At 58.7% G+C, this 18,328-nt stretch carries 20 protein-coding genes; 7 read left to right on the top strand and 13 right to left on the bottom strand.

All coding sequences use genetic code 11. The annotated features are described in order from the left end of the window. Window positions 1-24: 24 nt before the first annotated feature. Window positions 25-438, top strand: coding sequence for a GNAT family N-acetyltransferase (locus FB593_RS13590; protein WP_112154067.1), 414 nt, complete (start codon window positions 25-27; stop codon window positions 436-438). 33 nt (window positions 439-471) lie between these two features. Here the strand turns inward: FB593_RS13590 and FB593_RS13585 are convergent, their stop codons facing one another. Beyond that, window positions 472-1,785, bottom strand: a complete 1,314-nt coding sequence (locus FB593_RS13585) for an MFS transporter (RefSeq protein WP_013636616.1) — start codon at window positions 1,783-1,785, stop codon at window positions 472-474. A 241-nt stretch (window positions 1,786-2,026) separates the two neighbouring features. Then, window positions 2,027-2,596 carry a GNAT family N-acetyltransferase gene (locus FB593_RS13580; protein WP_013636617.1) on the bottom strand — a complete coding sequence of 190 codons (570 nt, stop codon included), beginning with the start codon at window positions 2,594-2,596 and terminating at the stop codon, window positions 2,027-2,029. Between the two features lie 296 nt (window positions 2,597-2,892). On the opposite strand from FB593_RS13580, the gene FB593_RS13575 reads away from it, so the two are divergent. After that, complete coding sequence (locus tag FB593_RS13575) at window positions 2,893-3,885, top strand: glutathione S-transferase family protein (protein ID WP_145166676.1); 993 nt, start codon at window positions 2,893-2,895, stop codon at window positions 3,883-3,885. 17 nt (window positions 3,886-3,902) lie between these two features. On the opposite strand, the gene FB593_RS13570 is transcribed toward FB593_RS13575, so the two are convergent. Continuing rightward, complete coding sequence (locus FB593_RS13570) at window positions 3,903-4,394, bottom strand: NUDIX domain-containing protein (protein WP_013636619.1); 492 nt, start codon at window positions 4,392-4,394, stop codon at window positions 3,903-3,905. 66 nt (window positions 4,395-4,460) lie between these two features. On the opposite strand from FB593_RS13570, the gene FB593_RS13565 reads away from it, so the two are divergent. Beyond that, the gene (locus FB593_RS13565) at window positions 4,461-5,411 is read left to right on the top strand and encodes a metallophosphoesterase family protein (protein WP_038491828.1); all 951 of its coding nucleotides are present in this window, start codon (window positions 4,461-4,463) and stop codon (window positions 5,409-5,411) included. Between the two features lie 208 nt (window positions 5,412-5,619). Here the strand turns inward: FB593_RS13565 and leuA are convergent, their stop codons facing one another. The 4 genes from leuA to FB593_RS13545 form a co-directional block, all read right to left on the bottom strand. After that, window positions 5,620-7,329, bottom strand: a complete 1,710-nt coding sequence (gene leuA / locus FB593_RS13560) for a 2-isopropylmalate synthase (protein ID WP_003513556.1) — start codon at window positions 7,327-7,329, stop codon at window positions 5,620-5,622. A gap of 299 nt (window positions 7,330-7,628) precedes the next feature. Then, entirely contained in the window at window positions 7,629-8,816 is a 1,188-nt protein-coding gene (locus FB593_RS13555) for a benzoate/H(+) symporter BenE family transporter (protein ID WP_065659345.1), read from the bottom strand. Between the two features lie 88 nt (window positions 8,817-8,904). Then, a complete protein-coding gene (locus FB593_RS13550; protein WP_065659140.1) occupies window positions 8,905-9,549 on the bottom strand; it encodes an NrsF family protein in 645 nt (214 codons plus the stop codon). Further along, window positions 9,546-10,061: a sigma-70 family RNA polymerase sigma factor gene (locus tag FB593_RS13545; RefSeq protein ID WP_186447927.1), complete on the bottom strand. Its 516-nt coding sequence runs from the start codon at window positions 10,059-10,061 to the stop codon at window positions 9,546-9,548. The genes FB593_RS13550 and FB593_RS13545 overlap by 4 nt, the downstream gene beginning before the upstream one ends. A gap of 218 nt (window positions 10,062-10,279) precedes the next feature. On the opposite strand from FB593_RS13545, the gene FB593_RS13540 reads away from it, so the two are divergent. Beyond that, complete coding sequence (locus FB593_RS13540) at window positions 10,280-10,528, top strand: pentapeptide MXKDX repeat protein (RefSeq protein WP_065659139.1); 249 nt, start codon at window positions 10,280-10,282, stop codon at window positions 10,526-10,528. A gap of 116 nt (window positions 10,529-10,644) precedes the next feature. Here the strand turns inward: FB593_RS13540 and FB593_RS13535 are convergent, their stop codons facing one another. Continuing rightward, the gene (locus tag FB593_RS13535; RefSeq protein WP_003513567.1) at window positions 10,645-11,226 is read right to left on the bottom strand and encodes an ATP-dependent Clp protease proteolytic subunit; all 582 of its coding nucleotides are present in this window, start codon (window positions 11,224-11,226) and stop codon (window positions 10,645-10,647) included. A gap of 233 nt (window positions 11,227-11,459) precedes the next feature. On the opposite strand from FB593_RS13535, the gene FB593_RS13530 reads away from it, so the two are divergent. Next, a complete protein-coding gene (locus FB593_RS13530) occupies window positions 11,460-12,050 on the top strand; it encodes a HupE/UreJ family protein (RefSeq protein ID WP_003513569.1) in 591 nt (196 codons plus the stop codon). 100 nt (window positions 12,051-12,150) lie between these two features. Further along, the gene (locus FB593_RS13525; RefSeq protein WP_065659138.1) at window positions 12,151-12,906 is read left to right on the top strand and encodes a DUF2076 domain-containing protein; all 756 of its coding nucleotides are present in this window, start codon (window positions 12,151-12,153) and stop codon (window positions 12,904-12,906) included. Between the two features lie 25 nt (window positions 12,907-12,931). On the opposite strand, the gene queF is transcribed toward FB593_RS13525, so the two are convergent. From queF to FB593_RS13505, 4 genes are all read right to left on the bottom strand, one after another. Next, entirely contained in the window at window positions 12,932-13,396 is a 465-nt protein-coding gene (queF, locus tag FB593_RS13520; RefSeq protein ID WP_013636627.1) for a preQ(1) synthase, read from the bottom strand. A 17-nt stretch (window positions 13,397-13,413) separates the two neighbouring features. Continuing rightward, on the bottom strand, window positions 13,414-14,316 hold the full coding sequence (locus FB593_RS13515) for a cation diffusion facilitator family transporter (protein ID WP_003513576.1): 903 nt from the start codon (window positions 14,314-14,316) through the stop codon (window positions 13,414-13,416). A gap of 156 nt (window positions 14,317-14,472) precedes the next feature. Next, complete coding sequence (locus tag FB593_RS13510; protein WP_145166675.1) at window positions 14,473-14,901, bottom strand: glyoxalase superfamily protein; 429 nt, start codon at window positions 14,899-14,901, stop codon at window positions 14,473-14,475. Between the two features lie 69 nt (window positions 14,902-14,970). Beyond that, the gene (locus tag FB593_RS13505; protein WP_013636629.1) at window positions 14,971-16,077 is read right to left on the bottom strand and encodes a branched-chain amino acid ABC transporter substrate-binding protein; all 1,107 of its coding nucleotides are present in this window, start codon (window positions 16,075-16,077) and stop codon (window positions 14,971-14,973) included. A 287-nt stretch (window positions 16,078-16,364) separates the two neighbouring features. On the opposite strand from FB593_RS13505, the gene FB593_RS13500 reads away from it, so the two are divergent. Continuing rightward, the gene (locus FB593_RS13500) at window positions 16,365-17,540 is read left to right on the top strand and encodes a DUF3095 domain-containing protein (RefSeq protein WP_145166674.1); all 1,176 of its coding nucleotides are present in this window, start codon (window positions 16,365-16,367) and stop codon (window positions 17,538-17,540) included. Window positions 17,541-17,659: 119 nt separating this feature from the next. On the opposite strand, the gene FB593_RS13495 is transcribed toward FB593_RS13500, so the two are convergent. Beyond that, window positions 17,660-17,983: an ArsR/SmtB family transcription factor gene (locus FB593_RS13495; protein WP_003513586.1), complete on the bottom strand. Its 324-nt coding sequence runs from the start codon at window positions 17,981-17,983 to the stop codon at window positions 17,660-17,662. Between the last annotated feature and the right edge of the window lie 345 nt (window positions 17,984-18,328).

Raw genomic sequence — 18,328 nt, 5'->3', positions numbered from 1 at the left:
CTCGGCGACCTGGGAAAGATAATCATGAATTTCGTTTTGAGCGACATCGCGGATGCAGAAGCTGAAAAGGCCATCCGCGATCCCCTGGTGGCCTATAATCTCGCCCGTTTTGGCGAAAGCGACAAACGCGAACTCATCATCACCATCCGCGACGATGAGAACACCGTCACCGGCGGTCTTGTCAGCTATACCGGCCGCGGCTGGCTTTATGTGCAGCTTCTCTTCATCCCCGAGACCTTACGCGGTCAAGGCACGGGCGCGAAGCTTCTCGGCATGGCGGAAGAGGAAGCGAAAAAGCGCGGCTGCATGGGCGCTTATATCGACACGATGAACCCGGATGCGCTGAGGCTTTATGAGCGCTGCGGTTTCACCAAGATCGGCTCGCTTGCCCCCCTCTCCAGTGGCCAGGCGATCACATGGCTTGAAAAGCGTTTCTAATCCGTTCGAAAGAAAGCGGTTGGCGCAGCAGTGTCAGGAGAGCGCCACCCGCCGCGTTTCCGCGTTGATCATCGTTGCGGCAATCGCAGCCAGCACCAGCAGCCCGGCGAAAATGCCGATGGCGAAACCGAAGCCCTGCGCGATGGCATAACCCAGCAACGACGGCGCCAGAAGGCCGCCCAGCCTTGCCATGGCGCCCGCAGCCCCCATGCCGGTCGCACGCGATTCCGTCGGGTACAATTCGGGCGTGAAGGCGTAAAGCGCACCCCAGGTGCCAAGCAGCGCAAAGCTCATGATCAGAAGCGACGTGGCGATCATTGCGCCGCCTGTAGCGAGCGTGAAGAGCAGGCAACCGAGGGCGGACAGCAGGCAGAAACCGATCAGCGTCGGCTTGCGGCCCCATTTTTCAACGCCATAGGCGGCAAGCGCATAACCGGGGATCTGCGCCAGTGCCACCAGCACGAGGAAACCATAACCGCGCACGAAGCCGAAACCGTCTCCCGCCAGTTTTGCCGGCATCCAGGTGAAGACGCCATAATAGGAAACGGAGACAAGGAACCAGATGGCAAGGATCATGATGCTGCGCTGTCTGAGCGCCGGCGAAAATATCCCCTGCCCTTTTGAAACCTCCGGCTGAAAAAGCCCTGTCCCGGCATCAAGTGGCGCGCGGCCGTTTACCACCAGCATACGGTTGACGATGACCTTGGCTTCGTCCGATCGGCCTCTTCGCACGAGGTAAAGCGGCGATTCGGGCACCATGAACCGTAAACCCAGACCCACAACGGCTGGGAAAGCCGTAACCGCGAAAATATAACGCCAGGCATCGACAACACCGGCAAGGCTTGCGCCCCACGCTGCAAGCGCCACGATCAGGGTTCCGATGGCCCAGAAGCCTTCCAGCATGACCAGCCAGCGACCCCGGTTCTTTGCGGGCAGGAATTCCGCCATCATCGCATAATCCACCGGCAGGGTGCCGCCGACAGCCGCACCCGTTAGAAAGCGCAGGACAAGAAGAATGGCAAAGTTCGGCGCAAAGACGGAAAGCACACCGAACACGGCATCGCAGGCCACGGTGACGATCAACACACGGCGGCGACCGTAACGGTCCGCCAGACGCCCGAAACCGGCAGCACCTAAAAGCATGCCAAAGAAGAAGGCCGTTCCGGTTTGAAGGGCCTGCGGAACAGTCAGGCCAAACGTTAGGGCAATCGAGGCGGCAGTGAAGCCGACCGCAAGCACCTGCATGGCATCCGCTGCCCAGACGAGGCCGAAAATACCCATCAACCGCCGCTGATAGGCGCCCGCACCTGCGCGTTCCAGCGCATCGTTCATGGTGATTGCCGTCATATGCTCGCCCCCGTGCCGAAATCGACTATCGAGTGCTATCGCATAGGGGAAAGAAACGGAATTGAATTTTGCGAAGTACGATGCATGGTTTCAAGGCAGAACACCATCCCGTCATCTTTAGCGAAATAACCGGCCAGTGTATGGGCGATTCAACGCTCCGTCCCTCATCAAGTCAGTCGTATTTGATGAGGGAAAAAGTGCGCACTGGTGAAGGGCGGGAAATCCGACGTAACGAAATCCGTCAGCCGTAAACCCGAAGAGGCTCTTCGAAGCCGTCGTCTTCCGCCTGGGCTGCAGGCATGGCGGCCTCGCATTTGCGCCAGCCGATCTTGCCCTTCAGCCGCTGGTGCACGTCGTCACCAACAGGCACGACCAGCACCCGGTTCGGATCCACCGGGCCTGGAAAATCAAGCGCGGCGTAGGCGACCTTTTCGAAACCAAGCGGCATGTAATAGGGCGGATCGCCGATCAGAATGACGGCCTCCGAACCCTTCCGCCGGGCGGCAGCGATGGCAATCCGGACGAGTTCACGACCGATGCCCATGTTCTTGTGCGAAGGCCGCACGGCAAGCGGGCCGAGCATATGGCCTTTCACCCCACCGGCCAGAACCGGCGTCATGCGCACCGAAGCGATCGTCTCGCCATCATCGGCGCAGACGAAGGACAGCGACCGATCATGCGGACCCTGCTCGCGAATGCGCGCGGCGGCACGGGTGTGCCGACCGGGGCCGAATGCTTCTTCGTTGATGATTTCGATGATGGCGTCGTGCGACGCGTCCTCGGTGAGGTAGACAAGATCGTGCTTGGACATGAAGAGACCGAAACTTCCAAAATGCGGATGCGACAATAGATGACGGCTGCGCCGGTAAAGGCGTTCAGGAGCGTCAGCGTCGTCGGAGCATCCGTGTTTCGATCATAATCTACGATTTCCTCAGATTTGTGAAAATCGCAATTATCAGGAAAATTCCCACCCGTCCAGAACAAATCTCGGCACTATCCCATTCAGCCCATGCAAGACCGGAAACGCATTGTTCAATGCGCCACGGGTTCGCGACACCGCGCTAAACGGTTAGGATTGCGGTCAAGGAAACAATCAAGGAGATCATCATGGGCATGCTGGTGGAAGGCGTATGGAAAGACGTCTGGTACGACACCAAGGAAACCAAGGGGCACTTCAAGCGCAGCGCCTCGCAATTTCGCAACTGGGTAACGGTGGATGGCGCGCCCGGACCTTCCGGCGAAGGTGGCTTCAAGGCCGAGAAGGATCGCTACCACCTCTATGTGTCGCTCGCCTGCCCCTGGGCGCATCGCACCCTGATTTTCCGTAAACTGAAAAAGCTGGAAGACCTGATTTCCGTCTCTGTCGTCGATCCGCTGATGCTGGAAAACGGCTGGGAGTTCAGACCGGAAGGCGAACGCACTCCGGGTGCAACCGAGGACCACCTCTTCGGCTTCTCCACACTGTGGCAGGTCTATACCAAAGCGGATGCCAACTATTCGGGACGGGTGACCGTGCCGGTACTGTGGGACAAAGAACGCGGCACCATCGTCTCCAATGAATCGGCCGAAATCATCCGCATGTTCAACGTGGCCTTCAACGACCTCACCGGATCGGCGGCGGATTATTATCCCGAAGCACTGCGCGCCGACATCGATGCGCTGAACGACGTTATCTACGACACCGTCAACAACGGCGTCTACAAGGCCGGTTTCGCCACCACCCAGGATGCTTATCAGCAAAATGCCGTGAAGGTGTTTGAAACGCTTGATATGCTGGAAGACCGGCTGGAGGACCGCCGTTTCCTGTTCGGTGCAGAACAGACGGAAGCTGACTGGCGTCTCTTCACCACGCTGGTGCGATTCGACCCTGTTTATGTCGGCCACTTCAAGTGCAACATCCGCCGCATTCACGATTACCCGCATCTCACGGGTTACCTCCGCGACCTCTACCAGACACCAGGCGTGCCGGACACAGTCGATATCCGCCACATCAAGGAACATTATTATCGCAGCCACTTCACCATCAACCCGACAGGTATCGTGCCCGTTGGCCCGGAACTGGACCTGACCATGGCCCATGGCCGTGAGACGCTTACCTGACGGCAGAGACGCCGCCGCTACCAGTAGTCGGCAATCGCCGCTTTGCCGGAAAGTTCGGCAAGGCGGCGGCGGGTGGCGGGCGTCACATTTTCCGGCAGGTCCGAGAGATCGAAAAAACCGCTTTCGGTGATTTCATGATCCGGTTTTTTTGGCGTGGTCTGGGTGACCTGAAGCCGGTAGAGCGCCACATGATCGCGGTTGCTGCCTTCCAGATTGAGGTAGACATGGACAAGCTCGGGGGTCGACGTAGCCTCGAGATTGCCTTCCTCGCGGATTTCCTTGTTGAGCGCCATCAGCAGCGTTTCGCCGCGTTCCACCCCGCCGCCGGGCAGATACCAGCCGGGCAGATAGGTATGCCGCACCAGAAAAATCCGTCCCGCATCATCGAAGCAGAGCGCACGTACACCGAGGGTGGCACCGCGTGTGAACAGAAAAACGAAATGAAGCAGGCGGATAAGGATACGCGTGTGGAACGGACGGGCCTGCCGCTCGGTTCTCTCGTCATTCACCCTGGTTTCTCCTTGCCGGCAGGCTTTTATTGGACGTGCCGCATATCATAGGTTATCTCTGCCGCCATGTTCAAACTTGCGCATATTTCAGACGTCCATCTCGGGCCATTGCCAAAACTCACTTTCCGGGAACTTGCATCCAAGCGTATCACCGGTTTCGTCAACTGGCACCGCAACCGCCGCAAGCACCTTTTCACCGACACTCTGGAAAAGCTGCTCGATGATCTCGAAGCCAAATCGCCGGATCATCTGGCTATTACCGGCGATCTCGTCAATCTTGCGACAGGCATTGAAATTCGCGCCGCCGCCGACTGGCTGGAAGAAGTCGGCGACCCTGAAAAGATCTCGGTCGTTCCCGGCAATCATGACGCCTATGTTTCCGGCGCGCACGACAAGGCCATGCGCGCCTGGTATCCTTATGTTCGGGGCGATGGCGACCCGGCGGAATGGGACGATGACCGCAAGATTTTCCCCTACATGCGCGTGCGCGGTCCCGTCGCACTGATCGGCTGCTCCACCTCGATTGCAACGCCGCCCTTCTCGGCCACCGGCTATTTCGGCAACCGTCAAGCACGCGCAACCGCGGAACTCTTAAAAAAAGCCGGTGAACAGGGGCTGTTCCGCGTGGTGATGATCCATCACCCACCGATCCGCGGTGCGGCGGCTGCGCACAAGCGCATGTTCGGCATTCGCCGTTTCGCGGCAGCGCTTGGCGTCGGCGGCGCCGAACTCGTGCTGCATGGCCACACCCATTTGAACACCGTATACTGGCTGAATACTCACCACGGGCAAGAGCACATCCCGGTCGTCGGCATCGCCTCCGCCAGCCAGGGACCGGGCGGCGAAAAACCGCGCGCGGCCTATAATCTCTTCCAAATTTCCGGTGGCCCCGGCACCTGGAACGTCGCCTGCGAACGCCACAGTCTCAACGACACCGGAACGGGTATCGGGCTTGAAGATATCAGGGTATTTTATGAGAATGGTAGGCCGTTGGGGTTTTCGCGGCTGGGGGGATAAACTCCGGAGTGTTGAGGTTAGAGTCTGTGGCTCACCCCCTCTGCCCTGCCGGGCATCTCCCCCACAAGGGGGAGATCGGCAAGACGCTCTTTCGTCAATTCATTCTGAGCGTTGAGATGGGCGAGACCGTGCCTCAGGTCGATCTCCCCCCTTGTGGGGGAGATGTCCGGCAGGACAGAGGGGGGTAAACCCACCCTCAAACCCCCACTTACCTAGCTCGCTCTTCCAGCACCCGATTGGCCGCCGAAACAATCGCCTCCAGCGAAGCGCCAACAATATTCGTATTCACCCCGGCGCCGAACAATTTTCCGCCCGGATGCTCCATCTCAACATAGGCAATGGCGGAAGCATTGGACCCATGTTGCAGCGAATGCTCGGAATAGTCATTCACCGACAGATCGATGCCGAGATAGACCGACAGTGCATTGATGAACCCGTCGATAGGACCGGTGCCCTTGCCCTCGATGCGCTTCACCTCACCGTTATCGGTGATTTCGGCGGCGACAATGCGCACGCCCTTGAAATCGCCCGCCGGATAGGTGTGGTGATCGACGAACTTGATGCGCGCATTCGGCTGCGTCACGTAACGCTCCATGAAGCGCTCGTAGATGCGCTTGGCCGGCAGTTCCACGCCTTCTTCATCGGTGATGCGCTGGATGTCTTCGCGGAACTCCACCTGCAGGTTGCGCGGCAGGTTGATGCCGTAATCCTGCTGGAGAATATAGGCGATTCCGCCCTTGCCGGACTGCGAATTGATGCGGATGATCGCTTCGTAGGAGCGGCCGACATCCTTCGGATCGATCGGCAGATAGGGCACTTCCCATACCGGGTGATTGGCAACCTTGATCGCCTTCATACCCTTGTTGATCGCATCCTGATGCGAGCCGGAAAAGGCCGTATAGACCAGTTCGCCGACATAAGGGTGGCGCTCGGGGATCGTCATCTCGTTCGAATATTCGTAGACCGCCTTGATGCGCTCAATATCGCGGCAATCCAGCTCAGGATCGACGCCCTGCGTATACATGTTCAGCGCCAGCGTCACGACGTCGACATTGCCGGTGCGCTCGCCATTGCCGAACAGCGTGCCCTCGACACGGTCCGCACCGGCCATCAGAGCCAGCTCCGTCGCAGCGATGCCAGTGCCGCGGTCGTTGTGCGGATGCAGCGAAATGATGACGTTTTCGCGATTGTCGATATTGCGGCACATCCATTCGATCTGGTCGGCATAGATGTTCGGCGTCGCCATTTCGACTGTGGAAGGCAGGTTCAGGATCAGCTTGTTATCCGCCGTCGGCTTCACCACCTCGACCACCGCGTTGCAGATTTCCAGCGCCACTTCCAGCTCGGTGCCGGTAAAGCTTTCCGGAGAATATTCGAAGCGGAAACCGCCGCCGGCCTTGGCCGCCATGTCGGTGATCATCTTGGCGGCATCGACGGCAATCTGCTTGATGCCGTGCACGTCCTTGCCGAATACCACGCGGCGCTGCAATTCCGAGGTGGAGTTGTAGAAGTGGATGATCGGCTTGTTGGCGCCTTCCAGCGCTTCGAAGGTGCGGGTGATCAGTTCCGGACGGCACTGCACCAGCACCTGCAGGGAAACATCCTCAGGCACATTGCCCTGCTCCACGCACCAGCGGGCAAAATCGAAGTCCGTCTGCGAAGCGGAGGGGAAACCGATCTCGATTTCCTTGAACCCCATTTCGAGCAGCAGCTTGAACATGCGGGCCTTGCGGTCATGGCCCATGGGGTTGACCAGCGACTGGTTGCCGTCACGCAGGTCCACCGAACACCAGATCGGCGCCTTGGTGATGGTCTTGCCCGGCCACGTGCGGTCAGGAATATTGATGGTCGGGTAAGGGCGATACTTGACGTTCGCGTCCGACATGCCTTTGGAAATATTGGTGATCTTTCCGTCCATTTCGCTTCCTCCTTGCGCATTCCGCGGGCTTCTCGAGCCATCGGCGGATGCGCGGCCCTCAAGGGCCTAAATCCAGTATAAAATGAGATTTCGAGATGAGGAGCGTTTGCGCCAGCGGGCTTTCGGCCGCCGGGCGCTCCTCACTGGACCCGGCAACCGCGTGTAAGGTCGAGGCTAAGAAGCGAGAGTGCACCGCACGGAGAGGCAATCGCAGAAATCTGCGCGCTCATGCCGGAAATGGTTGCGATGCTGTTGCTCATGGGCAAGCTTATAATCGGCGAAATATTTGGATGCAAGGGCTATTGTCTCTTCAATCCTTTTACGAAACCGGTCAAAGCCATCATCAACCCGCCACCGATCAGCCCCCAGAAGGCACCGGAGACACCGGCGAAGGAAAGGCCGGAGGCGGTGATGAGGAAGGTGATCGCCGCTGCCTCGCGTGTTTCCGGATCCTTGAAAGCCGCAACGGCAGAGCCGGAAAAGGCGCCCACCAGTGCAAGCCCCGCCACCGCCTGAATGAGGACAGGCGGCGCCAGTGCCACGAAAGCCGTGACCGCGCCCGCCAGCAGGCCGAAGACGATGTAGCCCACACCGCCGATGATCGCCGCCCAATAGCGCCGTTTCGGATCAGGATGGGCGTCCTCGCCAGCGCACATCGCCGCCGTAATCGCGGCAAGATTGACCGCATGGCCGCCGAAGGGTGCGGAAAGCAGTGAGAAGAAGCCGGTCGCCGCGAAAAGCGGTCCGGGCTGCGGATCGTAGTGATTGACCTTCAGCACTGCGATACCGGGAATATTCTGCGACGCCATGGTGACTATGAAGAGCGGCAGCGCGATGGAAATGACGGCGTGCAGGCTGAAGACGGGCGTCACCCACTCCATCGGAGGCGTCAGCGATTGCGCCACACGGTCAAGCGCCCCCGCCGGAATATCGACACCGAAGATCATCACCAGCACGAAAGCGGCAAGTGCCGCAGGCACGGCGAAAAGTCGTTTAAAGGCTCCCACCACGATCCAGGCAAGAATGATCGGCAATCCGAGCGCCGGGTTAAAGCCGATCGCCTTGATCGGCGCAAAACACAGGCCGATGATGACCCCGGAAAGCATGGCGTTGGCAAGTGGCGCTGGAATGGAGGCCACCGCCTTTCCGAGCGGCCGGAACAGGCCGGCAATGATGATCAATATGGCGCAGATGATGAACCCGCCCACGGCGGCCGGAAAACCGCCCTCGATCACGCCTGTGGTCGCCAGCAGGGCTGCACCAGGAGTCGACCATGCGATGCTGACAGGCATCCGCGTCGCGACTGAAAGCGCTATCGCGCAAACCCCCATCGCAACCGAAAGCGCCATCAGCCCAGACGCCGCCTCGAAATCCGTCGCACCGACAGCCTTCAGGCCCTGCAACACCACGGCGAAAGAACTGGCAAAGCCGACAAAGGCGGTCAGGCACCCCATGAACAGGCTCTGTACGGAAAAATCTTTCATCAACATGGCGGTTCCCGGATCTTCTGTTTCCCTTGAAGATCAAAAAACCCAACCGCTGGCAAGATGCCCGGAGGCTGAACAAGTACGCCTTTTACCAGCGCAGAAAACGCGAACCGGCAAAAGCGCCGATCAGGCCGGTGATGAAGATGCCAAGCGAATACCAGATCAGCACGAAAGCCATGCCGTTTTCGGTGCAGAACCAGGAATAAACCCAGGCTGCGGCTGCACCCGCCGCAATGCCAGCCACAAAACCTGCCAGGGCTGGATCAGCCGGGGCTGAGCGTTTGAGAACTGAAAAATTCGCCAGGAATACCGGAAGCGCGAAAGCGACGATCAAAAACGGGCAATGCAGCGCGGAAGACCCCAGAACAAGCGTCCTGTAATTGTCCGGAAAGGCAAACCCCAGCTGTACGAGCGCTATCGCCGCCATCACAACGAAAATTAGCGCAAGCCAAACGAAAAGGCAGCCGCTGTTCCCCTCGGGGCGAGTAAGGCGGCCGACCGCGAAAAACGCAGTCATGGCCAGCAGGGCGTTATAGGCGGACTTGATCCAGAAACCCAGCTCGGTCAAAGCGTCGTGCATGTCGACCCGTGGCCCGAGAATGGCAAGCATCAGCAACAGCGAAACGCCAAGGCCGGGCAGGACGGCCAGCGCCAGCCGGCGCTCCAGTGACAAGGCAGGCACGGGCTTGAGGCCGCTTGCCAGTTGTTCAATGATGTCTTCCGTCTTCCTCACGTTTCGCCTCGCAACTTTGCCGCCAGCATTTTAAGCGTCCTGTGAATGCCGACCCTCGCCGCAAGCTCGGTCTGGCCGGATTTTTGGGCCGCTTCGGCGATTGACTGACCCTCGAGTTTCACCCTGCGAATGAGGTCGCGTTGCCGCTGCGGCAACTCGTCGAGCAACCGTTCCACATCCATACGTGCCGTGACCTGATCGACGGACGATCCCGCTTCCAGCGTCTCATCAAGTTCCACTTCCGAAAGCTGGCGCGCACCCCTGCCCCTGTAGTGATCGATGAGTTTGTAGCGCGCTATCGAAAAGAACCAGGCGGTAAACGGCCTTGCTCGATCATAGGTCTCGCGTTTGGCGTGAAGCGACAACAGGGTTTCCTGAACGAGATCTTCCACATCCTCCCGTGAAGCGGCCCTCATGCGCCGGTCGAAATAGGCTGTCAGCAGCCTGCGTAGGGCATGGAGCAAATGCCTGTAAGCGCCCTCGTCCCCATCGAGGGAACGCAGCATCAGCATTTTTAATGTCTCTTCCGAAAGGCTGCCTGTCATCGTCACTATCGGGTTATTCGCAATCGGCGGGATATTGTTACATAATGGCGTGAAAAGAATCTCGCCCGAATATGATGTCACAAACGCGTGAGCGTGTAACGACACACGTATCCCCACCGAATGGACAATCGTGAGCCCCGGTGCAACGCCGGCGGACATTTAATGACGTCCAGAGGAGATCTTTCATGACCCGCATTTTTACCGCCATCGCCACCGCTTCCATGCTGTCTGTTCTTTCTTTCGCAGGCATCGCCCATGCCGACGGCATGAAGACCGATATGACGAAAATGCACAACGACACCATGAAGACGCAGACGATGAAAAAAGGCGACATGTCCATGGCATCCAAAAAGGACTGCATGCACAAGGCTGACATGGAAATGAACAAGATGAAAAAAGCCGACATGATGAAGGCCTGCAACACGATGAAGTGATGCCGGCCGAACATTCAATGCACATGACCGGGAGCGGCACGTATCATCCGGCCTGAATGAAAAAAGCCCGTGCCGGTTTCCACCGGCACGGGCTCTCTCAACTAAAAATCAAAACCTTAGACTTCCGACTGGCTCTCGACGATCTTGCCGACGAGGCCGTAGCCCTTGGCTTCTTCAGCGCCGAGCCAGTAATCGCGATCGATGTCCTTGGCGATCTTTTCTTCGCTCTGGCCGGTGGCCTTGGCGAAGATCTTGATCAGGCGCTGGTTCATCTTGATGATTTCGCGGGCCTGGATTTCGATGTCGGATGCCATGCCGCGCGTGCCGCCGGAGGGCTGGTGCAGCAGGAAGCGGGTGTTCGGCAGGCAAAGGCGACGTTCCTTCGGCACCGAAACATAGATCAGCGCGCCAGCGGAAGCGACCCAGCCCGTACCGATGATATAAACCTTCGGCTTGATGAACTTGATCATGTCATGGATCGAATCACCCGATTCGACATGGCCGCCCGGCGAATTGACGTAAACGCGAATGTCGTCGTCGCTGGCGGCGGCAAGTGCCACGAGCTGCGTGCAGACCTTCTGCGCCAGTTCCTGCGTGATGCCACCATAGATGAAGATCGAACGCGACTTGAAAAGATTCGCTTCCGTTTCCTTGCCGATCGGCAGTTCCTTGCTCTTGTCGTCTTCGTCTTCGTTCATCAGCGGCTCTCCAGCGTAATTCATGCATGCCCTTCGGACATAGTGCGACTTGTTACGTAAGGCAATGAGCAAAAAAGGCAAGGTTTACGCCCCAACAATAAACAGCGCCCCCGGCAGATGACGCATGGACAGCCTCTCCGGGTTCGCGGTATCGTCAGGTCCTCATTGCAGTGCCGCCGATTGCGGGAACCCCAAGATCCCCTTGCTGGCGGCGATAATCAAAAGAGGGAATCATGCTGAAAAGACTAAGCCTTGCTGCCGCAGCGCTCGGCGCCACCGCCCTGCCGGCTTTCGCCCATTTGAACCCGGAAGAACACGGCTCCTTCATGGCTGGCGTCTCCCACCCCTTCTTCGGTGCGGATCATATTCTGGCAATGGTTGCCGTCGGTCTCTGGGCATCGCAGATCGCCATGGCGCAGAATGACCGCAAGGCGCTGTGGATCGTGCCTGCCGCCTTCGTCGGCACCATGGCCATTGGTTTCCTGATGGCCGTTTATGGCATCGGCCTTCCGTTTGTCGAACCGGCCATCCTGGCCTCCGTCATCGGCCTCGGCCTGCTGGTCACGATTGCGGCAAAGCTGCCGACGGCAGCCGCTGCGGCCGTGGTCGGCGCTTTTGCCCTTTTCCACGGCCATGCCCATGGCGGTGAACTCGGCAGCGCCGGCGCCCTGCAATTCGGCATCGGTTTCATGATAGCAACCGCGATCCTGCATCTCGCGGGCATCGTGCTTGGCCTGCGCATTGCCCGTTTCGGCTCGGCCGCAAGCCGTACCGCCGGCGCGCTGACGGCAATAGCGGGCCTTTCGCTTGCCTTCGGCGGGTGACGATCATTACCGAAATTTAAAGTTTCGACCGCTTTGAAAAGCCTGAATTTGGACCTACCTCCTTATCGTTGATTTCCGCTTCACGGTAAGGAGGCATCATATGTCACCGGAAGAAAGCCAACTTCTCAAGGCCCTGTTCGACAGGACAAAAGCCGCATCCGCCACTCCGCGCGACCGCGAGGCGGAAATATTGATCGCAGATGCCGTGCGCGATCAGCCCGCAGCCCCCTATTATCTCGCCCAGGCGGTGATTGTTCAGGAAAAGGGTCTGGAAGCGGCAGCAGCACACATCCAACAGCTCGAAGACCGCATCCATGCGCTGGAAAGCGGTAATGCGGCCCCGCAAGCAGCCGCACAGGGTGGTTTTCTGAGTTCGATCTTCGGCACCGGCCAACAGCAATCACCTGCTCCGGCGCCCGTCTCTCCACCGCCCCAGACATCATGGCGCAACGATACCGCAGGCCAGACAGCCGGTCCCTGGGGCTCACCAGCCGGCCGCGCACCTGATCAGCAGCCCGGTGGCCTCTGGAGCCAGCAACCCGCAGCAGCCGGACGCTCCGGCGGCGGTTTCCTGCAAGGTGCGCTCGGCGCTGCTGCAGGTGTTGCCGGCGGCATGCTGCTCGCCAATTCGCTGAGCGGTATTTTCGGCAACCACGCATCGTCGCTCGGCATTGGCTCGCCATTCGGCGGCGGCAATCCGCTGGGCAACAATGCACCGGTCGAAGAAACCGTCATCAACAACTACTACGGCGACAGTTCCTCCCAGCCGGACAATAGTAACGATGTCCAGCAGGCCGACTACGACGACAGCGCCGATGACGATTTCGATCAAGGCGACGACGGGTCGTTCGCCTGAACGTTTTCAACCGTGAAAAGCCGGATCAGCCGCGGCCGCGATAGGTCGGCACACCCTGATCCGGCAACCACACGCCCTCGGGCACCGGTCCGGTCTGCCAGAAAACGTCAATCGGAATACCGCCGCGCGGATACCAGTAAGCGCCGATGCGCAGCCATTTCGGCTGCAACAGCTCCACCAGCCGCCTGGCGATATAGACCGAGCAATCCTCGTGAAATGCGCCGTGGTTGCGGAAGGATTGCAGGAACAGCTTCAGCGACTTCGATTCCACCAGAAAATCACCGGCAATATAGTCGATGACGATATGGGCGAAATCCGGCTGTCCGGTCATCGGGCAAAGCGAGGTGAATTCGGGTGCTGTGAACCGCACCACATAATCGGTACCGGCATTGCCGTTCGGCACCTTTTCGAGAATTGCCTTTTCCGGGCTCTCGGGCGTATCGACCTTCGCGCCCAGCTGCGACAGGCTGGAAACATCCGTCACGGACATGGAAAACTCCTGCTTATTCAAACGATCACTTTGACGCCATGCGCCTTTTCGCCTTCCGGCTCGACGTGAATGGCAAGGCTGGCACCCGGTATGACTTCCCTTATGGCATCTTCAAGGCGGTCGCAAATATCATGCGCCTCGCGCACCGTCATCGGGGCGGGAACAACGACGTGGAAATCGATGAAGGCGGCCGAACCGGCGCGGCGGGTTCTAAGATCATGCACGCCGATGATGCCGACGGAATTTTCGGCGATCGCCTTCTTGATCGCCTCGTCTTCTTCCGGTTCCACCGCCCGGTCCATCAACCCGCCGAGCGAATGCAAAATGACCTTCGATCCCTGGAACAGGATGTTGATGGCCACCAGAATGGCGAGCAGCGGATCGAGAATGGCGTAACCCGTCAGAAGCGCCAGAACCAGGCCGACCAGCACGCCTGCCGACGTTACGACATCCGACATGATATGATGACCATCAGCCTTGAGGGCGGGAGAAGCGTATTTCCGGCCGACGCGGATGAGGATTGTCGCCCAGACGGCGTTGATGACGCCCGCTGACGCGTTGATGGCAAGACCGAGAACCGGCGCTTCCGGCAGCTTCGGGTTGAAGAGACCACCCCAGGCTTCCTGCACGATGAGAAGTGCGGCGACGACGATCAGCACGCCCTCGACGACAGCCGAGATATATTCCGCCTTGTGATGGCCGAACTGGTGATCGTCATCTGCGGGCTTCTGCGCATAACGGATGACGAAATAGGCAATGAAGGCCGCAACAACGTTCACGGTCGATTCCAGACCGTCCGACAGCAGCGCTACCGACCCTGTGACCCACCAGGCCACGAGCTTGAGGCCAAGCACGCCGAAAGAAAGTGGAATGCCCCAGAATGCGAGCTTCCTTACCAGTGCATTGCCTTCAGTGTTCATTTTTTGCCCCCGTGCGGATGCGAACGAATTGCAGAACTGACCGCCAAAACGCACGAACCGCGCGCACGGGGTCTCCGTGCACGCGGCTCGTTATTTGCGCTTCCTATCGTTCAAACCGCAGCCGAGGTCAAGACCCATGAGGTCACGTCGAAGACGTCACCCCTCGCTTTTCTGCTCACAGAAACGGATACGGTTGCCGAATGGATCGATGACTTCCATGACATCGCCCCAGGGCAATTCTTCGACACCAGGCTTCAGGAAGCGGTAGTCTTTGCCCGCCAGCTCTTTTTGGAAGGCATGCACGCCGTGCATGGTGGCGAAGATATTGGAGCCCGGCGTCGCGTCGCCATGATGGCCGCTGAGGTGAAGCCCCATTCCGGCCCGCGAAACCTGCATGTAGAGCGGGAAGTTTTCGCCGAAGCGGTGTTCCCAGTCGACCTTGAAACCGAGAAAATCAACATAGAATTCCCGCGCCTTGGCCTCATCGAAAATTCTGAGAATCGGGAATATCCGCGCAAAGCCAATGTGAGGAAGGTTTTCCCCACCAGCCGCGCTTGCATCCCGGGCGTCCAGGTCACTGCCCATTCTGCTTGCCCCTTGTCAGGCGACGGAGATGGTACCGGCCGCAACGGATGCGGCCGGTACGCCTTATCCTTATTCGGCTGCGACGATCTTGCCGTCCTGCCACTTGTAGAGCGAGAAAGCCTGCGATGACAGGTCGCCACTCTCGCCATAGGTGACCTTGCCGATCGCCGTGGCAAAAGCGTCACCGCTCTTCAGAGCCGTGATGACCGCTTCGGAATCCTTTGCGCTTCCAGCCTTCTCGATGCCGGCCTTCAGCACTTCGACGGCAGCGTAAGCGTTAAGGGTGAAGGCTTCCGCAGGAATGTTGGCGGCCTTTAGAGCTTCGGCAGCAGCCTTGGAATCCGCGTTCTTCAGGGCGTCGGAGGCGTTGGTGAAGATCGTGCCTTCACCAGCCTTGGCACCGATGTTCCAGAACTCGCTGTTCGACAGGCCGTCACCGCCGATAACGGCAGCCTTGGCGCCGATATCGTTCAACTGGCGCACCAGAAGACCGGCTTCCGGATGGTAACCGCCGAAATAGACGATATCGACATTTTCAGACTTCAGGCGGGCCGTCAGCGCGCCGAGATCCTTTTCGCCTGGTGTCAGCGCGTCATAGAGAACTTCGGTAACGCCACCGGCATTCAGCGTGGTCTTGAAGGCATCCGCCAGACCCTTACCGTAAGCGCCCTTGTCATGAATGATGGCGACCTTCTTGTCCTTAAGCTTGGCAAGAACGTATTTCGCCGCAACTTCGGCCTGCTGGTCGTCCCGACCGCAAGTGCGGAAAACATTGGTAAGGCCACGGTTCGTCAGGCCCGGCGAGGTCGCCGTGGGGGTGATCATCAAGACACCGTTTTCAGCAAACACGTCCGATGCCGGAATGGCAACGCCTGACGTGACCGGACCGACGACGAAATGGATGCCTTCGGCAACCAGCTGGTTTGCGGCCGACACACCCTGCTTCGGCTCGCCGCCATCGTCTGCAAGCTTCAGAACGACCTGCTCTCCGAGAATGCCGCCCTTCTTGTTGATTTCATTGACTGCCGTCTGGGCGCCGTTCTTGACCTGGTCGCCATAGGCGGCGACGGGACCGGTAAGCGGCGCAATCAGGCCGATGACGATTTCGGCATGGGCAAGCGGTGCGAATGCGAAGGACGCTGCAAGCGTCACGCTGGTCAATGTCTTCAGTTTCATCCTGGTGTCTCCTTGGAAATGGGGTCTCAGCCCCGATGAGCGCCTTGGGCGCCGACCGAATGAAACTTCGCGGACGCCTCCCGGCGAAAACCCGTTCCATTTTTGAATTCCGAGCCTTCATTTCAACTCATACGGAAGGTTTGATGGCTTATGCAAGTCACCTTTGCTGGATAAGGTCTATTCGCGGTAAATCTATCGTCAGGCCAGGCTCGATCGTGTCATCGAAACGGGCGAGCGCAACGGCGTAAACGCTTGGCGTTTGGTCGCCGCAGGAGGATAATGGCGGCATGATAACAGCAGATGACGAATTTCTGACGGGTCTGCCCGTCTTCCGGCATTTCGAGGACGTGGCCGACCCGGCGCTTTATCGCGCCCTGCCGCCGGGATGGGCGCTGGCCATTGCCGATATCATCGATTCGACAGGGGCGATCGGCACCGGCAGATATAAGTCCGTCAACATGGCGGGCGCTGCGGTCATCTCAGGCATATCGAACAGCCTCGGGCGTCACGACCTGCCCTTCGTGTTCGGTGGCGATGGAGCCGCCGTTGCGGTGCCACCGAACGGGATATCCCTTGCGCGCACCGCCCTTTCGAACGTGCAGCGCTGGGTGAAGGACGATCTCGACCTTTCGATGCGTGTGGCGCTTGTTCCGGTGAAGGACATACGCAACAACGGCTTCGATGTGCGCGTCGCGCGCTTTCAGGCAAGCGAGGATGTTTCCTACGCCATGTTTTCGGGCGGCGGCAACAGCTGGGCCGACGCGCGGATGAAGGAGGGGCAATACGCCCTGCCTACGGTTGCGACAGGCGGTCGGCCGGACCTGACCGGCCTTTCATGCCGCTGGAACCCCATTCCGGCAACCCATGGCAAGGTGGTGTCGATCATCGCCATGCCGGGACCCTCACTGGATATGCCGGCATTCCGCCAGCTGGTCATCGATCTCGTCGATCTGGCCACGCAGGACGCAAGACAAGGCCACCCCGTGCCGGAGGATGGGCCGAAACTGGGCTTCGTGCGGGAAGGCCTCGGTCTGGAAGCCAGGGCAGGTGCGGCCTATCACGATAGCTGGGGCAAGGTGCGCCGTTCGCTGCGCATTCTCGGCGAGAGCTTCCTCGTGAATTTCCTCGGCATGACGGGATTGTCGCTCGGACGGTTTAATGCGGATCGCTATCGTCGCTCGGTTGCCAGCAACACCGATTTCCGGAAATTCGACGATGGCCTGAAAATGACGGTTGATATCGACGCCGAGAGGCTCGAAAAGATCCGTGCGCGGCTGGAGCTGGGGCGCCTCTCCGGCACCTGCTATTTCGGCCTGCACGAGCAGGACGCCGCATTGATGACCTGTATCGTGCCCTCCCCGCTTTCGAAGGACCATATGCATTTCGTCGATGGTGCCGACGGTGGATATGCGGCTGCGGCAAGCCGCCTAAAGCAACAGATACAGGCTGCGTCTTCGCCCTGAGTGGCGCGGGCGACTTTTCACCGCATTACATGCGAGCCAGACGCCAAAAAAAGAAAAAACCGGCGTCATGCGCCGGTTTCAACGGAATGGCACCGCCGGGCCGTGGGATGGCCGTTAGATCAAGCGGCAGCAGTCTTGCTGCTCTTCTGCACCTGGCAATAAATCTCCTCGAGGGAAGCGAGGATTTTTTTGACGGATTCGGAATTGCTGGAATAATAGATGGTCTGAGCATCCCGTCTTGTTTTCACCAGCCGCTGGGCACGCAATTTCGAAAGATGTTGCGAGAGCGCGGACTGGCTGAGACCAACTTGGGAGGCGAGAACACCGACCGGCACTTCCGTATCCACCAGCGTGCACAAGATCATCAGGCGCTTGGGATTTGCCATCGCTGAGAGCAAGTCTGCAGCGGCGATGCTATGTTCCGACAGAGATTGGTTATCCATACGCTCAAGTCTCCTGATGACAGTCGGAAAGACCGTCATGGTGGCTATTATAGGTGGTCCAAAAGGTGTTTTTTATAATTCAGTCGATACGTTGTATATACCTAAATCTTGCTTATATCGTGTCCCCCTCCAAGACTATTCTTCATTGATCATTTACCTGGACATCTTGATCAAATTTTCAGACTTTCGCCTGTTTTTCGTCATTTTAGCAACAAACTGCTACATTCCCAGTAGTATTTGGAGCAAAAAACAATCAAAAATTGAGCACACAAATCTTGTCTTCCAATGTCTGGCTTCGTGACCACTACCTTACACCACCTTAAATTTAGCAAGGAGGTACAGAAT

The sequence above is a fragment of the Rhizobium sp. SJZ105 genome (genome assembly GCF_007828365.1).
GTDB classification, from domain to species: Bacteria; Pseudomonadota; Alphaproteobacteria; order Rhizobiales; family Rhizobiaceae; genus Agrobacterium; species Agrobacterium tumefaciens.
This window is presented reverse-complemented; position numbering and strand designations above follow the sequence as displayed.

Bases quoted from the DNA above. Each gene is read 5' to 3' on its own strand.
- FB593_RS13590 (WP_112154067.1), top strand. From the start codon at position 25: ATGAATTTCGTTTTGAGCGACATCGCGGATGCAGAAGCTGAAAAGGCC.
- FB593_RS13585 (WP_013636616.1), bottom strand. From the start codon at position 1,785: ATGACGGCAATCACCATGAACGATGCGCTGGAACGCGCAGGTGCGGGC.
- FB593_RS13580 (WP_013636617.1), bottom strand. From the start codon at position 2,596: ATGTCCAAGCACGATCTTGTCTACCTCACCGAGGACGCGTCGCACGAC.
- FB593_RS13575 (WP_145166676.1), top strand. From the start codon at position 2,893: ATGGGCATGCTGGTGGAAGGCGTATGGAAAGACGTCTGGTACGACACC.
- FB593_RS13565 (WP_038491828.1), top strand. From the start codon at position 4,461: ATGTTCAAACTTGCGCATATTTCAGACGTCCATCTCGGGCCATTGCCA.
- leuA (WP_003513556.1), bottom strand. From the start codon at position 7,329: ATGGACGGAAAGATCACCAATATTTCCAAAGGCATGTCGGACGCGAAC.
- FB593_RS13545 (WP_186447927.1), bottom strand. From the start codon at position 10,061: ATGCTGATGCTGCGTTCCCTCGATGGGGACGAGGGCGCTTACAGGCAT.
- FB593_RS13540 (WP_065659139.1), top strand. From the start codon at position 10,280: ATGACCCGCATTTTTACCGCCATCGCCACCGCTTCCATGCTGTCTGTT.
- FB593_RS13535 (WP_003513567.1), bottom strand. From the start codon at position 11,226: ATGAACGAAGACGAAGACGACAAGAGCAAGGAACTGCCGATCGGCAAG.
- FB593_RS13530 (WP_003513569.1), top strand. From the start codon at position 11,460: ATGCTGAAAAGACTAAGCCTTGCTGCCGCAGCGCTCGGCGCCACCGCC.
- FB593_RS13525 (WP_065659138.1), top strand. From the start codon at position 12,151: ATGTCACCGGAAGAAAGCCAACTTCTCAAGGCCCTGTTCGACAGGACA.
- queF (WP_013636627.1), bottom strand. From the start codon at position 13,396: ATGTCCGTGACGGATGTTTCCAGCCTGTCGCAGCTGGGCGCGAAGGTC.
- FB593_RS13515 (WP_003513576.1), bottom strand. From the start codon at position 14,316: ATGAACACTGAAGGCAATGCACTGGTAAGGAAGCTCGCATTCTGGGGC.
- FB593_RS13510 (WP_145166675.1), bottom strand. From the start codon at position 14,901: ATGGGCAGTGACCTGGACGCCCGGGATGCAAGCGCGGCTGGTGGGGAA.
- FB593_RS13505 (WP_013636629.1), bottom strand. From the start codon at position 16,077: ATGAAACTGAAGACATTGACCAGCGTGACGCTTGCAGCGTCCTTCGCA.
- FB593_RS13500 (WP_145166674.1), top strand. From the start codon at position 16,365: ATGATAACAGCAGATGACGAATTTCTGACGGGTCTGCCCGTCTTCCGG.
- FB593_RS13495 (WP_003513586.1), bottom strand. From the start codon at position 17,983: ATGGATAACCAATCTCTGTCGGAACATAGCATCGCCGCTGCAGACTTG.